The organism is Nonomuraea sp. NPDC050404 (genome assembly GCF_040655495.1).
Lineage (GTDB): Bacteria > Actinomycetota > Actinomycetes > Streptosporangiales > Streptosporangiaceae > Nonomuraea.
The window spans coordinates 484,966-496,619 of the sequence record NZ_JBFAKB010000007.1 but is presented as its reverse complement, the minus strand read 5'-3'; the positions used below and the strand labels follow the sequence as shown (position 1 = coordinate 496,619).

The following is an 11,654-nucleotide window of genomic DNA, read 5'->3' as shown; positions in this document are numbered from 1 at the left end:
GGTCAGCCATGCAGGCGGCCCAGGTCGAACTCGTCGTTCTTGACGCCCGCGAGGAACGCCTCCCACTCCTGGCTCGTGAATTCCAGGACAGGCCCGGACGGGTCCTTGCTGTCGCGGACGGTCACGCCGCCGTCGGGCCGGGGCTCGACCTCGACACAGTTGCTGTTGCCGTAGCTGTAGCTGCTCTTACGGAAGGTCATGATCTCTCCTTGATTGCTTCGATCCAGGTGGCTGCCGCGCCGGCCACACGGGCGAGGGCGGCGATGAGTTCGGTGGGGTCGTCGGTGGCCATGACGGCGTCAGCGGCCTCGACGAAGGCGTGAGCCCAGGTCAACTCGCCCTCGATGGCGGCGTCGATGGCGGCCTTGAGGCTCTGCTCTGCGGTGTCGGTCCACTCCTCCGAGTCGGTGCCGTCGGGGTGGTCTGGTCCGAGGCCCCAGCGGTGCTCGTGCTCGCGCATGGCCTCTTCGATGGCGTCGAGCACGGGCGACCGGTCGGTGGACGCGGTGGCGCCGGACTGCTCGCCGAAGTGCTCGGCCAGCTTGCGGTGGGCGGCCTGCCAGAGCGGCCACGGCAGAGTGAGCGTGGCCGGGCCCTGGCCGGTGGTGGCGGCGAGCCGGACGTGCGGGATGTCCCCGGCGACGACGCCGGCACGCTTCACGACGGCGGAGTCTGAGCCGTACTCCGGCCACGCCTCGCCGGACAGGTCGAGTTCGAGTCGCACGACCTACCCCCAGTACGAGACGAGCACCCAGCCGGGGCGCTCCTGGGTCGGTGTTATGCCGAGCGCCTCGCACGCCCAGCGGAGCTTGTCGTCCCAGCCGTGCTCGGCGGGCTCGGTCATGAGCGCGGGCAGGTCGAGGACCTCGCAGTAACCGCGCGCCACCGTGACGACCTTCGCGGCGAGGATCTCCATCGGCGCGCTGTCCGAGCAGTACGTCTCGAACTGCACGCCGAGAGCAGCCTTCGCCGCCTCCTCCCGCTCGAAGTAGCCAGATTTCGGCGTCCACTCCTCGGTGAAGCCAGAGGCGTTGAGCAGGTGACGCTCGGCCTGCTCGCGGTAGCCGTCGTCGCTGTCGTCGTCGAGCCAGGGCAGCGCCAGCTCCCCGAACTCGCCCGCCTCGCGGATCTTGTCCCACTCGCCGAGGTCGTAGCCGTAGGCGAGGATCGCGTCGGTTGAGGTGCCCATCAGGTCTCCTTGAGGGTCGGGAGGTTGGCCAGCCACTCGGCGGCCTTCTCCAGGTGCTTGGGGGTGAGGCCGACGCGCGGGCCGACGTCCACGATCAGGAAGTCGCCGACGCCCGGGTGGGCCTTCAGGTAGTCGCGGTCCGGCCGCCGCAGGTCGTCGTCGAACCAGACGAACGGCCGCCCGGCCACGTACTCGGCGACCGGCGGCGTCTTCGGGTGCACGCCCGGCTCGCCCGGGTGCGTCCTGACCTCGATGACGGGCAGCTCAGGAAGGCCGATCCGGGGGCCGATCTCCGCGTTGGCGTCGTGGTCCCAGGTGGTCGCCCAGACCAGCTCAGCGCCGGTCTCAGCGGCCAGCGTGAGCAGCATGGGCCCGTGGTCCGGGTTGAGGATGACGTTCCAGGTCGTGCCGTCGGCGACCGCCTGATGCTTCTCCCAGCGCGGGCCCTGCTTAGACCACGGGTTGAGCACTCCGTCCACGTCGATGAGGATGAGCGGGGTCATGACGTCGCCTCCACGATCACGATCACGATCGAGTCGGCCCCCTTGAGTACGCCGCCGATGGCCGCGCCAATCAGGTCGCCGAGCGACTCTGGGCGGGTGAACAGGAACACGAGCAACACCAGGGCGGCGAACCCGACACCGACGCCCTTGAGGAACCGCCTCATTGCGCCCTCCCAGGTCGCTCGGCGAGCCGGAGCAGGTCGAGCGCGTGGTCCCGCCCACGTGGGGTGAGCCGGTAGAAGCGTTGGCCCCGCCGGTCCTCCTGCTCGGGCCGCTCCCACTCCCCCACGATCCAGCCGGCCGTCTCCAGCCGGTCCAGGCAGACGTACACGGCGGCCGAGCCGACGCCGGATAGACGGCCGATCGCGAGGCCGGACAGCCGGTCAGCGCCCGTGAGCAGCAGGGCCACCACGCGGCGCATCGCCTTGGTCGCCGGGATCCCGTCCACCTCGTGCACGCGGAATGTCCAGTCGCCCTGCTCGACGGCCCAGGCCAGCAGCGTCAGCCCGGCGATCAGCGCGGCGAGGCCCATGCTGGCGTTGTCGCGTGCGTAGCCGTAGACGGCCGCGCCGAGCATCGACACACCGCAGACGATGCGCATCATGACCCCTCCGCGCAGGCCGGGTACGTCTCGCCCTCGGCGCACGCTTCGTGGGCGGCCTGGGACACGTCCACCTCGATCAGATCCTGGCCAACGCGGAGCGTCAGCTCCCACTCGGCCGGCTCGTACATCGGCTTGTTCGTGCACGTGGAGCGCTTAGCCGCGCCAGCGCCGGAGGTCGTGCAGACCTTCTTCGACTTCACCGTGGGGGCGTCGTACTCGCGGCCGACCACGACGCCGGATGGCGGCGGGCCGCACGCCGCCACGGCGAGCACGGCGGCCAGAAGCGCGGCGAGGAGGCGGACGTTGCCCATCAGCCGTGCTCCCGCCGGTCCAGCTCAGCTACCGGCGACGCGGCCAGCGCCCGCACGGCGGCCGACATGAGCGCCCAGGTCGTCTGGACCACGACCGTGCTGCCGTCCTCCAGTCGCACGAGCATGGCGAACACGGGACGCCCCTGGCTGGTGCCGTTCGGCAGCAGCCCGACGCTCGCCAACGACGCCACAGCAGTCTCGCGGCCCGTGCCCTCCCAAGGGTTGAGCTCCAGGTTGGGGCGGATGTCGAGGGGGATCATGATGCGTCCTCCGAGAGGTTGACGGGACGCATGTCGCCAGCCGGGCGCAGCGTCTTCCAGATGGCCGGGCGCGGATCGCGACCGTCGAGGAGGTTGAACAGCCATGCTGGGTGTGGGGCGCGGGTGGCCCAGTCCGCGTAGTGCTTCCGGTCCCAGCCCTCCGGGTGTTCTTGGCCCAGTCGCTTCAAGATTTCGTCGTGGAGGGTCAGCGTCGCGTCATTGAGCATGGCCGCCTGCGCTTGGAGCCCTCCGGCGAGGTCGCGCACCCATTGGTGGAACTCGTCGGGCAGCGGCTCGCAGATGTCGGCAACCGTCTTGCCTTCGCCGAGCGCCTCCCAGACGCCGCGTGCGTTCAGGCTCGTGATGACCTTGTGCAATGCCAGGTAGTCGGCCTGCTTCAGCTTCACCAGCCGCCCGGAGTCCAGCAGCCGGACCACGAGTCCTTCCGCGCCCAGCCGGGGTGGCATCGCCAGCGCATCAGCCAGAGTGCGGACGGAGAACACGAGCGCCTGCGGACCGTCCCAGCCCGAAACCCAGTCGGGCCCAACCACGGTCCCGGTGGCGATGTCCACCGCACCAAGCAGGAACAGGTCGTCCGCGCCACCGTAGTCGCACACGATCCGGTTATCCGGGTACACGATCTCGACCAGGACCGTCATGCCGGGCGGCGGCGTGAAGTCGCCGTACCGCGCCCGCAGCAGGCCCGTCGCGTGAAGCGCCTGCGGGGAGGTGAACGAGCCACGTGTCGCGACGGCGTACCCGCTCATCGTCGGGTACAGAATGCCCAGCGACCCGTCCACCTTGTCGACCACCTCGGCCGGAGCCGACAGATCCAGTTCACCTGCCAGCGGGTCGCCGTAGTTGAAGAACTTCCCGAACGGCCTCGCCATCACCAGGCCATCAGGACCGACGATCAGGCCACGGCAGGTCATCGTGACGACGTCCCACGCCGTCGCACCCTCATACTGGGTCTTCTCGGTGTAGTTGTAGATCTTCAACGGCTCCGTGGGATGCTGCTGGACCCGCACGTACCCGTCCGCGATCCGCCGCTCCAGGTGCGCGAGGTCGAAGAGGTCCTCGATGCGAGGCATCACTCCTCCTCCGATGCGAAGGGCGTCGGCAGTTCACGACGCCACGGGTTGTCTTCCAGGAGGTCACCGCCCGCGTCGAGGTGTCCAGCCGGGGTCCAGACGCCGATGAAGTGCTGCTCGACGGCGATGAGGAGCGCGTCGGACGGGTCCGGACCGCAGAAGACCGACAGCCTCTCCCCCTTGCCGGCGGCCTTGGACCAGCGGGGCAGCGTCGCCGGGGACAGCAGGATCGCCGGGGCGCCCACCGTCTGCTGGCGGTGCAGGATCTTGCCGATGACCTTCCGCCAGCCGTCCAGCGCGGTCGGCTGGCCCGGGATGCGCCGGTCGTGCAGCACGAGCCGGGTGCCGTCCTGGGAGTCGATGCGCAGCGCGAGCGCCGACAGGGACGTGTTCCCGACCGGCACGCTGACCTGATCGAGGATCAGCGTCAGGTCGGGGTCCTCCTCCTTGGTGAAGGTGAACAGCTTCAGCAGCGCGGCAGCATCGGTCCGATCGATGTGGATGACGACGTCGTCGGTGAACCCGACCGGCTGTCGAGTGGCCGCCATCGTCGTCCGGTCGGTGGCGACGGCGTGCATGGTGGTGCCGCTCGTCTCCAGCCGGACCGCGTTCAGCTCGGGCAGGTCCGCGCTGGTGCAGGCGTGCGGGAGCACGGGGGCGATCAGCTGGTGCAGGTCGCGGGTAGTGAGGTCGATTCTGGTCACTGGTCTCCGTCCATGGGCCAAATGCGGATGAGCACGCCCGGCTCGTCGAGGGCGTCGGGGTGGATGTGGGGGTAGGTCGTGATGGCTCTGCCGTCACAAATCTGCGAATCGTCGGCATAGGCCACGCCGATCAAGGCGTCTCCCAGAGCCCTGGCGTAGTGGTCGTAGTCCGAGGTGGAGCGGGTGATCGGCCAGCGGGCGGTGACCGTCTTCGGTCGGGCCACCGTGACGACCGCCTCCAGCCGGACCGGGCCAAGCAGCGCGGCGTGCACCTTGGCCGGCTGGTCGCACAGCACGCAGTCCTGGGTGCCGAACGGCTGACGCTCGTGCACGCCGGTGGCGAGGACGGCGGCCTGGCGGACCTTGCCGCGCCACTCGGCGAGCTCGTCGCCGTTGGCGTGCCGCAGTTTGCCGTGCCGGGTGCCCTTCAGGTTGCCCTGGCCAGCCGGGACGCCGTACACGGTGAACTGGAATCGCGGGGCCGTCACGACGCACCTCCGCCGAAGTCGAGCACCGGCTGGACGGGCTTGGACAGCCGGGCCTTGATGAGCTCGGCGTGCGGGGGTTCGAGCTCGACCAGGACGGATCGGAAGCCCTCGATGGTGGCGGCCTCTGCGGTGGTACCGGAGCCGCCGAACGGGTCGAGCACGAGCCCGCCGGGCGGGGTGATGAGCCGGGTGAGCCAGCGGATCAGGTCGAGGGGCTTGACCGTGGCGTGTGCCGTGCCGTCGTCGAGCTTGGGGCGCTCGGACGCTGGGGCCTTGGCCTCGTAGCGGAAGACCGGGAAGAAGCGGGACGCGCCGCCGGAATCGCCATAATCAAAGGGCTGGTCAGAGGGAACCTGCGAGCGCTGGGCGTACTGGTATGTCCTAGAAAGTCGGCCCACACTGTGGCCGCCGACCTTCCCGCTCTGGCGGTCGAGGTCGGCGACCGGGCAGTCCGGCTCGCACGGCCCGTCCTCGACGCACGCGGCGTGGTGGGTGAACACCACGTTGGCGGGCCAGCGGCCGATGCTCGTCTCCCCGGCCGCATACGAGCCGTGCAAGCCATCGCCGTACACGTCGTTGCCGTTCGTTCGATCGGAGAGCCTGAGCGGCCGAGGGCCAGCCTCGATTCGGCAGGCATCAATGTTCAGCGCGCCTGTGCCGTACGCCTGGACGTTCTGAGCGACCGTCCCGGCCAACGGCTTGCGGGCGAGGATGATCGGCTCCCAGCCAGGCTTCAGGGCCGTCCCCCAGCCGTCCCAGCGGGCGGCCTCCTCCGTCGCGGGCGCCGTGATGTCGCGGCAGTGCCCAGAGACGAGGTCGCCGTGATAGCCAGCCGACGTGCCGCGCCCGACCGTCCTGCCGGAGAAGTCGGCGGTGTTGCCGATGACCTCCCGCTTCGCCCCGGCCGCCCTATCGATGGCCTTGCCCACGTCGAGGCTCTTCGGGAAGCCGGACCCGTAGATCCACATGATCGTGTCGCGAAGCTCCCACCCGGCGTCCTCGATCGCGACCGCGACCCGGTGCCAGGTGCGGGTGCCACCGAACGCCAGCAGGTGCGCGCCTGGCTTAGCCACGCGCAGGCACTCGCTCCAGGTGACCGGGTCGAACGCCACACCGGACGCGTCCCAGCCCCGGCCCATAAAGGACAGCTCGTACGGGGGGTCGCAGCAGATGGCGTCCACCGAATCGTCGGCCAGCACACGGGGCAGGACCTGGCGGCAGTCGCCGACGTGCACGGTCACCATGTCGTCGGTGTAGTACGGCTCAGGCACCGGCCACCTCCGGCGGGACGGGCGCGACCTCCGCGCGGACCGGCAGCAGCAGGGCCACGCTCGGCTCGTCTTCGGCGCTGGCCCACACGAGCGCCCCGTGCCGTCCGCCGATCTGCCACACCTGGCCGCCGATCGGGACGTGCCACGCGTGCCATAGGTCCGCGTCGACCACGATGTGCTGGCTGTCGGAACGCTCCAGCAGGCGGCGGGTGAGCAGGCCGTCCTCGTACATCCACCGCGTCGGCACCACGGACACGCGGTTGGTCGCGGTGAGGAGCGGCAGCATCTCCCGGCGCAGGATCGGCAGGTTGCAGACCGGCTCGCAGTGCGCCAGTGCCAGGCCCTGGGCCGTCCACCGGAAGCACCCGTCCACTGGCCGGTCCAGCCACGCCTGCCGCCGGTCGTCCAGCTCGATGCAGCCGTACGGCCACGCCATCCACCGGCGGCCGTCCGGGCCGGACACGATCGTCAGCCGCCGCCGATCACCCGACGCGGCGCGAGCCATCGCGCGCAGCCGGGCCAGGGTCATGGACCTCACGACGCCTCCCGAAGTGCGGCCTTCAGTGCCTCAAGGCGGCGCTCACCGAAGTTCGGCACGTCCAGCAGTTGCGCGTCGGTCTGATCCACCAGGTCGCCGATGGTGGCGATGCCCTCCTGGTTGAGGGGCTGCGTTACGTGCCAGGTCAGCCCTGGCAGCGCAGAGATCGCATCGTCACCAGGCAACCCGGCGCGGGCGATCAGGGCGGCGACGGACTCGTGCGCGGCCTCGAACGCGGTGAGCGCGGCGACCAGCTTCCGCATCCCCTCCAGGGAGCCGATGGCGTGGCCCAGCATGCGGGTGCCGTTCAGGGTGCCGTCGAGGTCGAGCCGGTGGCGGCCGCCGCCGATGTCCGTCAGAGTGGCCCACTCGGGCCAGGTGTCAGCCACGGGACACCTCCGCCTTGCGCCTGGCGTCCTGCTCGTCGTGCCACTCGCGGTGCGCCTGCTGCTGGACACGGGCGGAGTCCACGTGCAGCCACGCCCGGCCAACCCAGGGGCCGCCGTCCTCACCGGCGGTGCAGGCTTCGACGCGGCACACCGGCTGGTACCTGCCGCCGTTCGCCAGCTCAATCGCGACGCGCGCCATCAGGTGCTCCTCTCAGGGGTTGCGGCGAGCGTCTCCATCGCGGTGAGCAACTGGTGTGCGGGATCCGGGCCATGGCCGGTCGCGGTGCCTGCGAGGTGCACACCGTTGGCGGTGACGAAGAACTCGATCCGCCAGCTACCGCCGAGGGTGGTCAGCTTCGCCCAGGTGGGCAGCGGCTCGGCGGGCACCGGCCGCTGAGCGCGATGCCACTGCCGGTGAACGCGGGCCTCTTCCAGGGCGCCGGCCTTGACGCTGTGGATCTCGGAACGCCACGGGCCGCCGGCCAGGCCCGCTGTGCAGTTGGCGGTCTCACAGATCGCCTGGTGGCCGCCCTCGACCAGACGGACCGGCACGGCGATGCGGGCGGCCATCACGCACCGCCCGTGATCGCATCGAAGACGGACCTGACCAGACGGGCGTCCCCCAGGGCGGTGTGCTCATCACCGCGGCTCCAATCGAGCCCGAGCGCGCGGTAGATGTCCTTCGAGTGCCAGGGCAAGTCCGCGGGCTTCACCCAGCTGTCGCCGCCGTCGCGTTTCGCCCTGCCCTGCAAGTAGCCGACGGCGAGCGCCTCGATGTCGATGAGGTGGTAGTGCGCGGTCCAGCACTCGTTGTACCTGCGCAGGAAGCGCCGCAGGAACCGGAAGTCGAAGTCGGGCACCGCGCCGACGACGTGAGCGCCGTCGAGCATGCGGGCCAGCGTGCGGGCCACATCGTTCGCGCCCGTGTGCTCCGGCGACGCCTTCGGCCCGTACTCCTCGAACAACTCGGGGCTGGCAACGGTGACCGCCTCGCCAACCTCGTGGATGCTGAGGCGGCGCCGCTCGTAGTAGCGGCCGATCCGCAACGACATGGGGTCGGCCGTGGTCAGATCCGGTCGGATCTGCCACAGGTACTCCGCGTCGTCCTGGCCGGGGTCGCGCACGATCGCGGCTATCTCCCACACCTCGCCGCGCTCATCGTCGAGCGAGGTCGTCTCCACGTCCACGAAACAGAGCCGGGCCATCAGACAGCCCTCACCGCGAGGGCCTCGGCCACGATCCGGTCGGCGTCGGCCGGCAGCACGGACACCTCGACGCGCACCAGGCGGTTGCCGTCGGCGCGCAGGAGCATCATGTCCTCGCCCGCGCCGTCGGCCGACGTCAGCATGTCGTCGGTGACCGCGTCAGCGTCGGCGGAGGTGAGCACCAGGCAGGCCGTGGCCAGCCGGCCGTCGCCAGCGCGGACGATCGTGACGGTCTCAAGATCAGAAATGTTCATCAGGGTTCCTCTCAGGGTTGGTTCCAGCGCGCAGCCGCTCTCCCGCGGCAGCGCATCGGGCACGCACTTCGGCGATCTCTGGCCGCTCCGACGGCGCGGCCACGGCGTCGCCTGATGCGGACGGCCGCTGCAGGCCGGGCATGGGCCGCCAGCCGTGCCCGCGGACGATGTGGGCGATCTCGACGGCGCCGTTCGCCGGGTCGGCCACGCCGTGGTCGGTGAGCCAGCGGGCGATCGCCGACTGCAGGCGGCTGGACGCGGCGGCGAACGGGTCGCTCATCGCGCCGCCCTTCGGTTCAGGTACGGCTTGTGCTCCTTGAGCAGCCGATCCTCAAGGACGTAGGCGGCCTCACGGTCAGGACAGGGGTACGCAATCCAGCGAACGAAGGACTTGCCATCGTCGCGACGGTGGGTGCCGATGCGCTGCTTGAACTTCTCGGTGCTGCCGACGTAACAGGGCACGTTCTCGTCATCGAAGAGGACGTAGACCACGGCTTGCCCGTCCCGTGGCCGAGGGGCGCGCTGATCCAGGTGCCCCTCCCCGGACCAGGCGCCGTCCTCGTTCTGCCGGTAGCGCCTGATAACCCAGAAGTTCGTGAGCGTCGAGCTCTTGAAGGGGACCGCCTCATCCCACAGCTTCGACCACCCGGGCCTCTTGAGGTGAACAACCGTCTCCCGATAGCGCTGGCAGAGCCCGTGGAGATCGTCTTCGGTGAGCAGGCCGGCCACATAGTCGCGGCCGATCCGGTGCAGCACCTGCCGTTCAGCATCAAGCTGGGCCGCCTGGAGCTTTTCAAGCTTCCGTCGAATCAGGTCCAGGTGGAACAGCGTGTCGTCGTAGGCGCTGGAGTCGCCCATCACGCCTCCTGCGCGAGTTCGTCGTCGGTGGGTCTCAGCGCGTCGAGGGCGCGTTCCAGCGCGGCCTGGTCGTCATCGGTCCAGGCCCGGTCGGTGTCCGGCACGCAGCACAGGCCCGCCGTGGGATCGCCCGCGCATCTTCGGCAGGCGTGACCGTTGCCGACGTCCTGGCTCAGGCGCCGGAGGGCATGCCGGAATTCGCGGATGTGCTGGTGTTCGGCGAAGCTCCGCTCGTCGATGACCATCCCGGCGTAGTACGCGATGGCGTCACGGTGGAAGCCGGCGGCGAGCGCCACGTCGGCCATCTCGATGAGGTGCCGCCGGAACCACGGCTTGAGCGCGGGGTCGCGGTAGCGCGGGATCGCGGCGATCAGGGAACGGGCCGTCAGCGAGGTAGCCGTGGAAGATCGTCCTGCTTGCGCCGGAGGCGCCTCACCGCTCGTGCGCGCGTTACGGTCCGTAAGCCCGCCTACGGCGGGAAGATCTACCTTCCCTTTCCCTTCCCTTCCTTTCCCTTCCGGCAGTGAATCGCTCCTTGCTCCATTTCCGGACTCATTCACCACATCGTTCACTGCGCCATTCAGTGAATCGCTCAGTGAACGGCTTCCAGGCGAGCTCTTGAAGTCCTCAGTGGGCCGGTCGCGGCGGGACTTGTTGCACGAGGTGTGCGACAAGGCAATGTTGCTCGGGTAGTCGCTACCGCCCTGCACGCGAGGCGTCAGATGGTCGAGCGACGGCCACAGGCGCGGCTGATCGTGTTCGGTGGTCACCTCGAACTTGCACAGGTGGCAGACGCCCTTGTCGCGCCGCACGTACATCTGGAGGACATCGCCGCTCTGGATCGACGGTGGCGCCAGCTTCGAGGGTTGCGGCCGGTTGATCCGCTGGTGCTTGCGGAAGTTGACAACATAGGCGAGCTTCTGGCGGGCCTTACCGGCGACGTACGGGAACACCATGTCCCGCTCGACGAGCTCCTGCATGAGGGCCTCGACGTCGGCGGTCGTGATGTCGTCGTCGTACATGAACACGTGCGCCTTGAGGTACGCGGCCGTCCACCGCACGAGGCCCTCGTCATCAGCCAGGTTCCACGTCGCGATGAACATGAGTCGGGCGTCCCGACTGAGAGCTCCGACGGCATCGTCGTCCCAGAAGTCGGGCTTGATCGTGCGGATTCGTGCCAACTGTTCCCCCAGCCTCTCGATCGTCATGGTCATGCCGCACCCGCCCGTCTTCGCGCCTCGCGGGTGCGGGCCACGTTCTGCCGGTGGTGCTCGGCGTCGTGCGACAAATGGCAGGGGGCACACCAGGCCGCGAGGTTGTCGTCGGCGCAGTTCTCCGGCTGGTGGTCGCGGTGGCCGGTGGTGAGCACGGTCGTCTTGCCGTTGGTCGGGTGTGGCTCGCCGTGGCGTGCCTGGCACCGGATCCCGTGGTCGTGGCCGCACTCGCCGACGCACTCGCACTGGCCGCCGGCGCGCTCGAACCGGATCCGATGGCTGATCTGCTTCCAGTCCGCGGGGTACCTGTGCCGCTCCTCTGGCCTGATGGGCATCACGCCACCGCCTTGGCCAGGTCGCGCCGCTCGCGCGCCGTGAGCCCGCCCCAGACCCCGTGGTCCTGACCGGTCCGCAGCGCGTAGTCGAGGCACTCCTGCCGGGCGGGGCACGCGACGCAGTACCGCTTCGCCTTCGTGACCTCGGGGCCGTCGGCGTCCTGGCCGATGGGCCACCAGGTATCCGGGTCGACGCCGCGCCGCACGAGCTCTCGGCAGTAGGCGCGGTCGGTCCAGTGGCCGGCGCGCGGGGTGTCGAGTCCGTGGTCGCTGCGGGGCATGGTGCACCTCCGTGTCGGGTGGCCCCGGCCGGGCTCGCGCTTCCCGGCCGGGGCCATGGCCCCTCTCCGCTCCCGGGCGGAGAGAGGCGTGTGGACCCGGGCCAGGGCACCCCCCAGCTCCCTGGCCCGGGCGTCTGTGGCCCGTCCTGCCCCCACCCC

Annotated in this window: 23 protein-coding genes; all 23 read right to left on the bottom strand. The window is 70.0% G+C overall.

Going from position 1 to position 11,654, the window contains the following annotated elements; all coding sequences use genetic code 11:
- Nucleotides 1-2: 2 nt before the first annotated feature.
- From AB0I81_RS22650 to AB0I81_RS22540, 23 genes are read right to left on the bottom strand one after another with little or no spacing between them, the layout of a single operon-like run.
- A complete protein-coding gene (locus AB0I81_RS22650) occupies nucleotides 3-200 on the bottom strand; it encodes a DUF397 domain-containing protein (RefSeq protein ID WP_360659577.1) in 198 nt (65 codons plus the stop codon).
- Nucleotides 197-724 (bottom strand): hypothetical protein, encoded by a 528-nt coding sequence (locus tag AB0I81_RS22645; protein ID WP_360659575.1) that lies wholly within the window; start codon nucleotides 722-724, stop codon nucleotides 197-199. Before AB0I81_RS22645 ends, AB0I81_RS22650 begins: the two co-directional genes overlap by 4 nt.
- A 3-nt stretch (nucleotides 725-727) precedes the next feature.
- Nucleotides 728-1,189 (bottom strand): hypothetical protein, encoded by a 462-nt coding sequence (locus tag AB0I81_RS22640; protein ID WP_360659573.1) that lies wholly within the window; start codon nucleotides 1,187-1,189, stop codon nucleotides 728-730.
- Nucleotides 1,189-1,692 carry an HAD domain-containing protein gene (locus AB0I81_RS22635; protein ID WP_360659571.1) on the bottom strand — a complete coding sequence of 168 codons (504 nt, stop codon included), beginning with the start codon at nucleotides 1,690-1,692 and terminating at the stop codon, nucleotides 1,189-1,191. Before AB0I81_RS22635 ends, AB0I81_RS22640 begins: the two co-directional genes overlap by 1 nt.
- Nucleotides 1,689-1,856: a hypothetical protein gene (locus AB0I81_RS22630; RefSeq protein ID WP_360659569.1), complete on the bottom strand. Its 168-nt coding sequence runs from the start codon at nucleotides 1,854-1,856 to the stop codon at nucleotides 1,689-1,691. Before AB0I81_RS22630 ends, AB0I81_RS22635 begins: the two co-directional genes overlap by 4 nt.
- On the bottom strand, nucleotides 1,853-2,296 hold the full coding sequence (locus AB0I81_RS22625; protein WP_360659567.1) for a helix-turn-helix transcriptional regulator: 444 nt from the start codon (nucleotides 2,294-2,296) through the stop codon (nucleotides 1,853-1,855). Before AB0I81_RS22625 ends, AB0I81_RS22630 begins: the two co-directional genes overlap by 4 nt.
- Nucleotides 2,293-2,607 (bottom strand): hypothetical protein, encoded by a 315-nt coding sequence (locus AB0I81_RS22620; protein WP_360659565.1) that lies wholly within the window; start codon nucleotides 2,605-2,607, stop codon nucleotides 2,293-2,295. Before AB0I81_RS22620 ends, AB0I81_RS22625 begins: the two co-directional genes overlap by 4 nt.
- A complete protein-coding gene (locus AB0I81_RS22615; protein ID WP_360659563.1) occupies nucleotides 2,607-2,867 on the bottom strand; it encodes a hypothetical protein in 261 nt (86 codons plus the stop codon). Before AB0I81_RS22615 ends, AB0I81_RS22620 begins: the two co-directional genes overlap by 1 nt.
- On the bottom strand, nucleotides 2,864-3,958 hold the full coding sequence (locus tag AB0I81_RS22610; RefSeq protein WP_360659561.1) for a hypothetical protein: 1,095 nt from the start codon (nucleotides 3,956-3,958) through the stop codon (nucleotides 2,864-2,866). The genes AB0I81_RS22615 and AB0I81_RS22610 overlap by 4 nt, the downstream gene beginning before the upstream one ends.
- Nucleotides 3,958-4,662: a hypothetical protein gene (locus AB0I81_RS22605; RefSeq protein WP_360659559.1), complete on the bottom strand. Its 705-nt coding sequence runs from the start codon at nucleotides 4,660-4,662 to the stop codon at nucleotides 3,958-3,960. Before AB0I81_RS22605 ends, AB0I81_RS22610 begins: the two co-directional genes overlap by 1 nt.
- Entirely contained in the window at nucleotides 4,659-5,150 is a 492-nt protein-coding gene (locus AB0I81_RS22600) for a RusA family crossover junction endodeoxyribonuclease (protein ID WP_360659557.1), read from the bottom strand. The genes AB0I81_RS22605 and AB0I81_RS22600 overlap by 4 nt, the downstream gene beginning before the upstream one ends.
- Nucleotides 5,147-6,421, bottom strand: coding sequence for a DNA methyltransferase (locus tag AB0I81_RS22595; RefSeq protein ID WP_360659555.1), 1,275 nt, complete (start codon nucleotides 6,419-6,421; stop codon nucleotides 5,147-5,149). The genes AB0I81_RS22600 and AB0I81_RS22595 overlap by 4 nt, the downstream gene beginning before the upstream one ends.
- Nucleotides 6,414-6,959, bottom strand: coding sequence for a hypothetical protein (locus tag AB0I81_RS22590; protein WP_360659553.1), 546 nt, complete (start codon nucleotides 6,957-6,959; stop codon nucleotides 6,414-6,416). The genes AB0I81_RS22595 and AB0I81_RS22590 overlap by 8 nt, the downstream gene beginning before the upstream one ends.
- The gene (locus tag AB0I81_RS22585) at nucleotides 6,956-7,348 is read right to left on the bottom strand and encodes a DNA-directed RNA polymerase subunit alpha C-terminal domain-containing protein (protein ID WP_360659551.1); all 393 of its coding nucleotides are present in this window, start codon (nucleotides 7,346-7,348) and stop codon (nucleotides 6,956-6,958) included. Before AB0I81_RS22585 ends, AB0I81_RS22590 begins: the two co-directional genes overlap by 4 nt.
- Entirely contained in the window at nucleotides 7,341-7,547 is a 207-nt protein-coding gene (locus AB0I81_RS22580) for a hypothetical protein (RefSeq protein WP_360659549.1), read from the bottom strand. The genes AB0I81_RS22585 and AB0I81_RS22580 overlap by 8 nt, the downstream gene beginning before the upstream one ends.
- Nucleotides 7,547-7,918 (bottom strand): hypothetical protein, encoded by a 372-nt coding sequence (locus tag AB0I81_RS22575; RefSeq protein ID WP_360659547.1) that lies wholly within the window; start codon nucleotides 7,916-7,918, stop codon nucleotides 7,547-7,549. The genes AB0I81_RS22580 and AB0I81_RS22575 overlap by 1 nt, the downstream gene beginning before the upstream one ends.
- On the bottom strand, nucleotides 7,918-8,553 hold the full coding sequence (locus AB0I81_RS22570) for a hypothetical protein (RefSeq protein WP_360659545.1): 636 nt from the start codon (nucleotides 8,551-8,553) through the stop codon (nucleotides 7,918-7,920). The genes AB0I81_RS22575 and AB0I81_RS22570 overlap by 1 nt, the downstream gene beginning before the upstream one ends.
- Complete coding sequence (locus AB0I81_RS22565; protein ID WP_360659543.1) at nucleotides 8,553-8,807, bottom strand: hypothetical protein; 255 nt, start codon at nucleotides 8,805-8,807, stop codon at nucleotides 8,553-8,555. The genes AB0I81_RS22570 and AB0I81_RS22565 overlap by 1 nt, the downstream gene beginning before the upstream one ends.
- Nucleotides 8,794-9,087 (bottom strand): hypothetical protein, encoded by a 294-nt coding sequence (locus AB0I81_RS22560; protein ID WP_360659541.1) that lies wholly within the window; start codon nucleotides 9,085-9,087, stop codon nucleotides 8,794-8,796. The genes AB0I81_RS22565 and AB0I81_RS22560 overlap by 14 nt, the downstream gene beginning before the upstream one ends.
- On the bottom strand, nucleotides 9,084-9,665 hold the full coding sequence (locus AB0I81_RS22555) for a GIY-YIG nuclease family protein (RefSeq protein ID WP_360659539.1): 582 nt from the start codon (nucleotides 9,663-9,665) through the stop codon (nucleotides 9,084-9,086). The genes AB0I81_RS22560 and AB0I81_RS22555 overlap by 4 nt, the downstream gene beginning before the upstream one ends.
- Entirely contained in the window at nucleotides 9,665-10,879 is a 1,215-nt protein-coding gene (locus tag AB0I81_RS22550; protein ID WP_360659537.1) for an HNH endonuclease, read from the bottom strand. The genes AB0I81_RS22555 and AB0I81_RS22550 overlap by 1 nt, the downstream gene beginning before the upstream one ends.
- Complete coding sequence (locus AB0I81_RS22545) at nucleotides 10,876-11,214, bottom strand: hypothetical protein (protein ID WP_360659535.1); 339 nt, start codon at nucleotides 11,212-11,214, stop codon at nucleotides 10,876-10,878. The genes AB0I81_RS22550 and AB0I81_RS22545 overlap by 4 nt, the downstream gene beginning before the upstream one ends.
- The gene (locus AB0I81_RS22540; protein WP_360659533.1) at nucleotides 11,214-11,495 is read right to left on the bottom strand and encodes a WhiB family transcriptional regulator; all 282 of its coding nucleotides are present in this window, start codon (nucleotides 11,493-11,495) and stop codon (nucleotides 11,214-11,216) included. Before AB0I81_RS22540 ends, AB0I81_RS22545 begins: the two co-directional genes overlap by 1 nt.
- Nucleotides 11,496-11,654: the final 159 nt, after the last annotated feature.

Excerpts from the sequence above, each read along its gene's own strand:
- AB0I81_RS22570 (WP_360659545.1), bottom strand. The coding sequence starts at position 8,553 with ATGGCCCGGCTCTGTTTCGTGGACGTGGAGACGACCTCGCTCGACGAT.
- AB0I81_RS22625 (WP_360659567.1), bottom strand. The coding sequence starts at position 2,296 with ATGATGCGCATCGTCTGCGGTGTGTCGATGCTCGGCGCGGCCGTCTAC.
- AB0I81_RS22650 (WP_360659577.1), bottom strand. The coding sequence starts at position 200 with ATGACCTTCCGTAAGAGCAGCTACAGCTACGGCAACAGCAACTGTGTC.
- AB0I81_RS22620 (WP_360659565.1), bottom strand. The coding sequence starts at position 2,607 with ATGGGCAACGTCCGCCTCCTCGCCGCGCTTCTGGCCGCCGTGCTCGCC.
- AB0I81_RS22560 (WP_360659541.1), bottom strand. The coding sequence starts at position 9,087 with ATGAGCGACCCGTTCGCCGCCGCGTCCAGCCGCCTGCAGTCGGCGATC.
- AB0I81_RS22550 (WP_360659537.1), bottom strand. The coding sequence starts at position 10,879 with ATGACCATGACGATCGAGAGGCTGGGGGAACAGTTGGCACGAATCCGC.
- AB0I81_RS22545 (WP_360659535.1), bottom strand. The coding sequence starts at position 11,214 with ATGCCCATCAGGCCAGAGGAGCGGCACAGGTACCCCGCGGACTGGAAG.
- AB0I81_RS22630 (WP_360659569.1), bottom strand. The coding sequence starts at position 1,856 with ATGAGGCGGTTCCTCAAGGGCGTCGGTGTCGGGTTCGCCGCCCTGGTG.
- AB0I81_RS22615 (WP_360659563.1), bottom strand. The coding sequence starts at position 2,867 with ATGATCCCCCTCGACATCCGCCCCAACCTGGAGCTCAACCCTTGGGAG.
- AB0I81_RS22580 (WP_360659549.1), bottom strand. The coding sequence starts at position 7,547 with ATGGCGCGCGTCGCGATTGAGCTGGCGAACGGCGGCAGGTACCAGCCG.
- AB0I81_RS22555 (WP_360659539.1), bottom strand. The coding sequence starts at position 9,665 with ATGGGCGACTCCAGCGCCTACGACGACACGCTGTTCCACCTGGACCTG.
- AB0I81_RS22575 (WP_360659547.1), bottom strand. The coding sequence starts at position 7,918 with ATGGCCGCCCGCATCGCCGTGCCGGTCCGTCTGGTCGAGGGCGGCCAC.
- AB0I81_RS22640 (WP_360659573.1), bottom strand. The coding sequence starts at position 1,189 with ATGGGCACCTCAACCGACGCGATCCTCGCCTACGGCTACGACCTCGGC.
- AB0I81_RS22565 (WP_360659543.1), bottom strand. The coding sequence starts at position 8,807 with ATGAACATTTCTGATCTTGAGACCGTCACGATCGTCCGCGCTGGCGAC.
- AB0I81_RS22610 (WP_360659561.1), bottom strand. The coding sequence starts at position 3,958 with ATGCCTCGCATCGAGGACCTCTTCGACCTCGCGCACCTGGAGCGGCGG.
- AB0I81_RS22635 (WP_360659571.1), bottom strand. The coding sequence starts at position 1,692 with ATGACCCCGCTCATCCTCATCGACGTGGACGGAGTGCTCAACCCGTGG.
- AB0I81_RS22540 (WP_360659533.1), bottom strand. The coding sequence starts at position 11,495 with ATGCCCCGCAGCGACCACGGACTCGACACCCCGCGCGCCGGCCACTGG.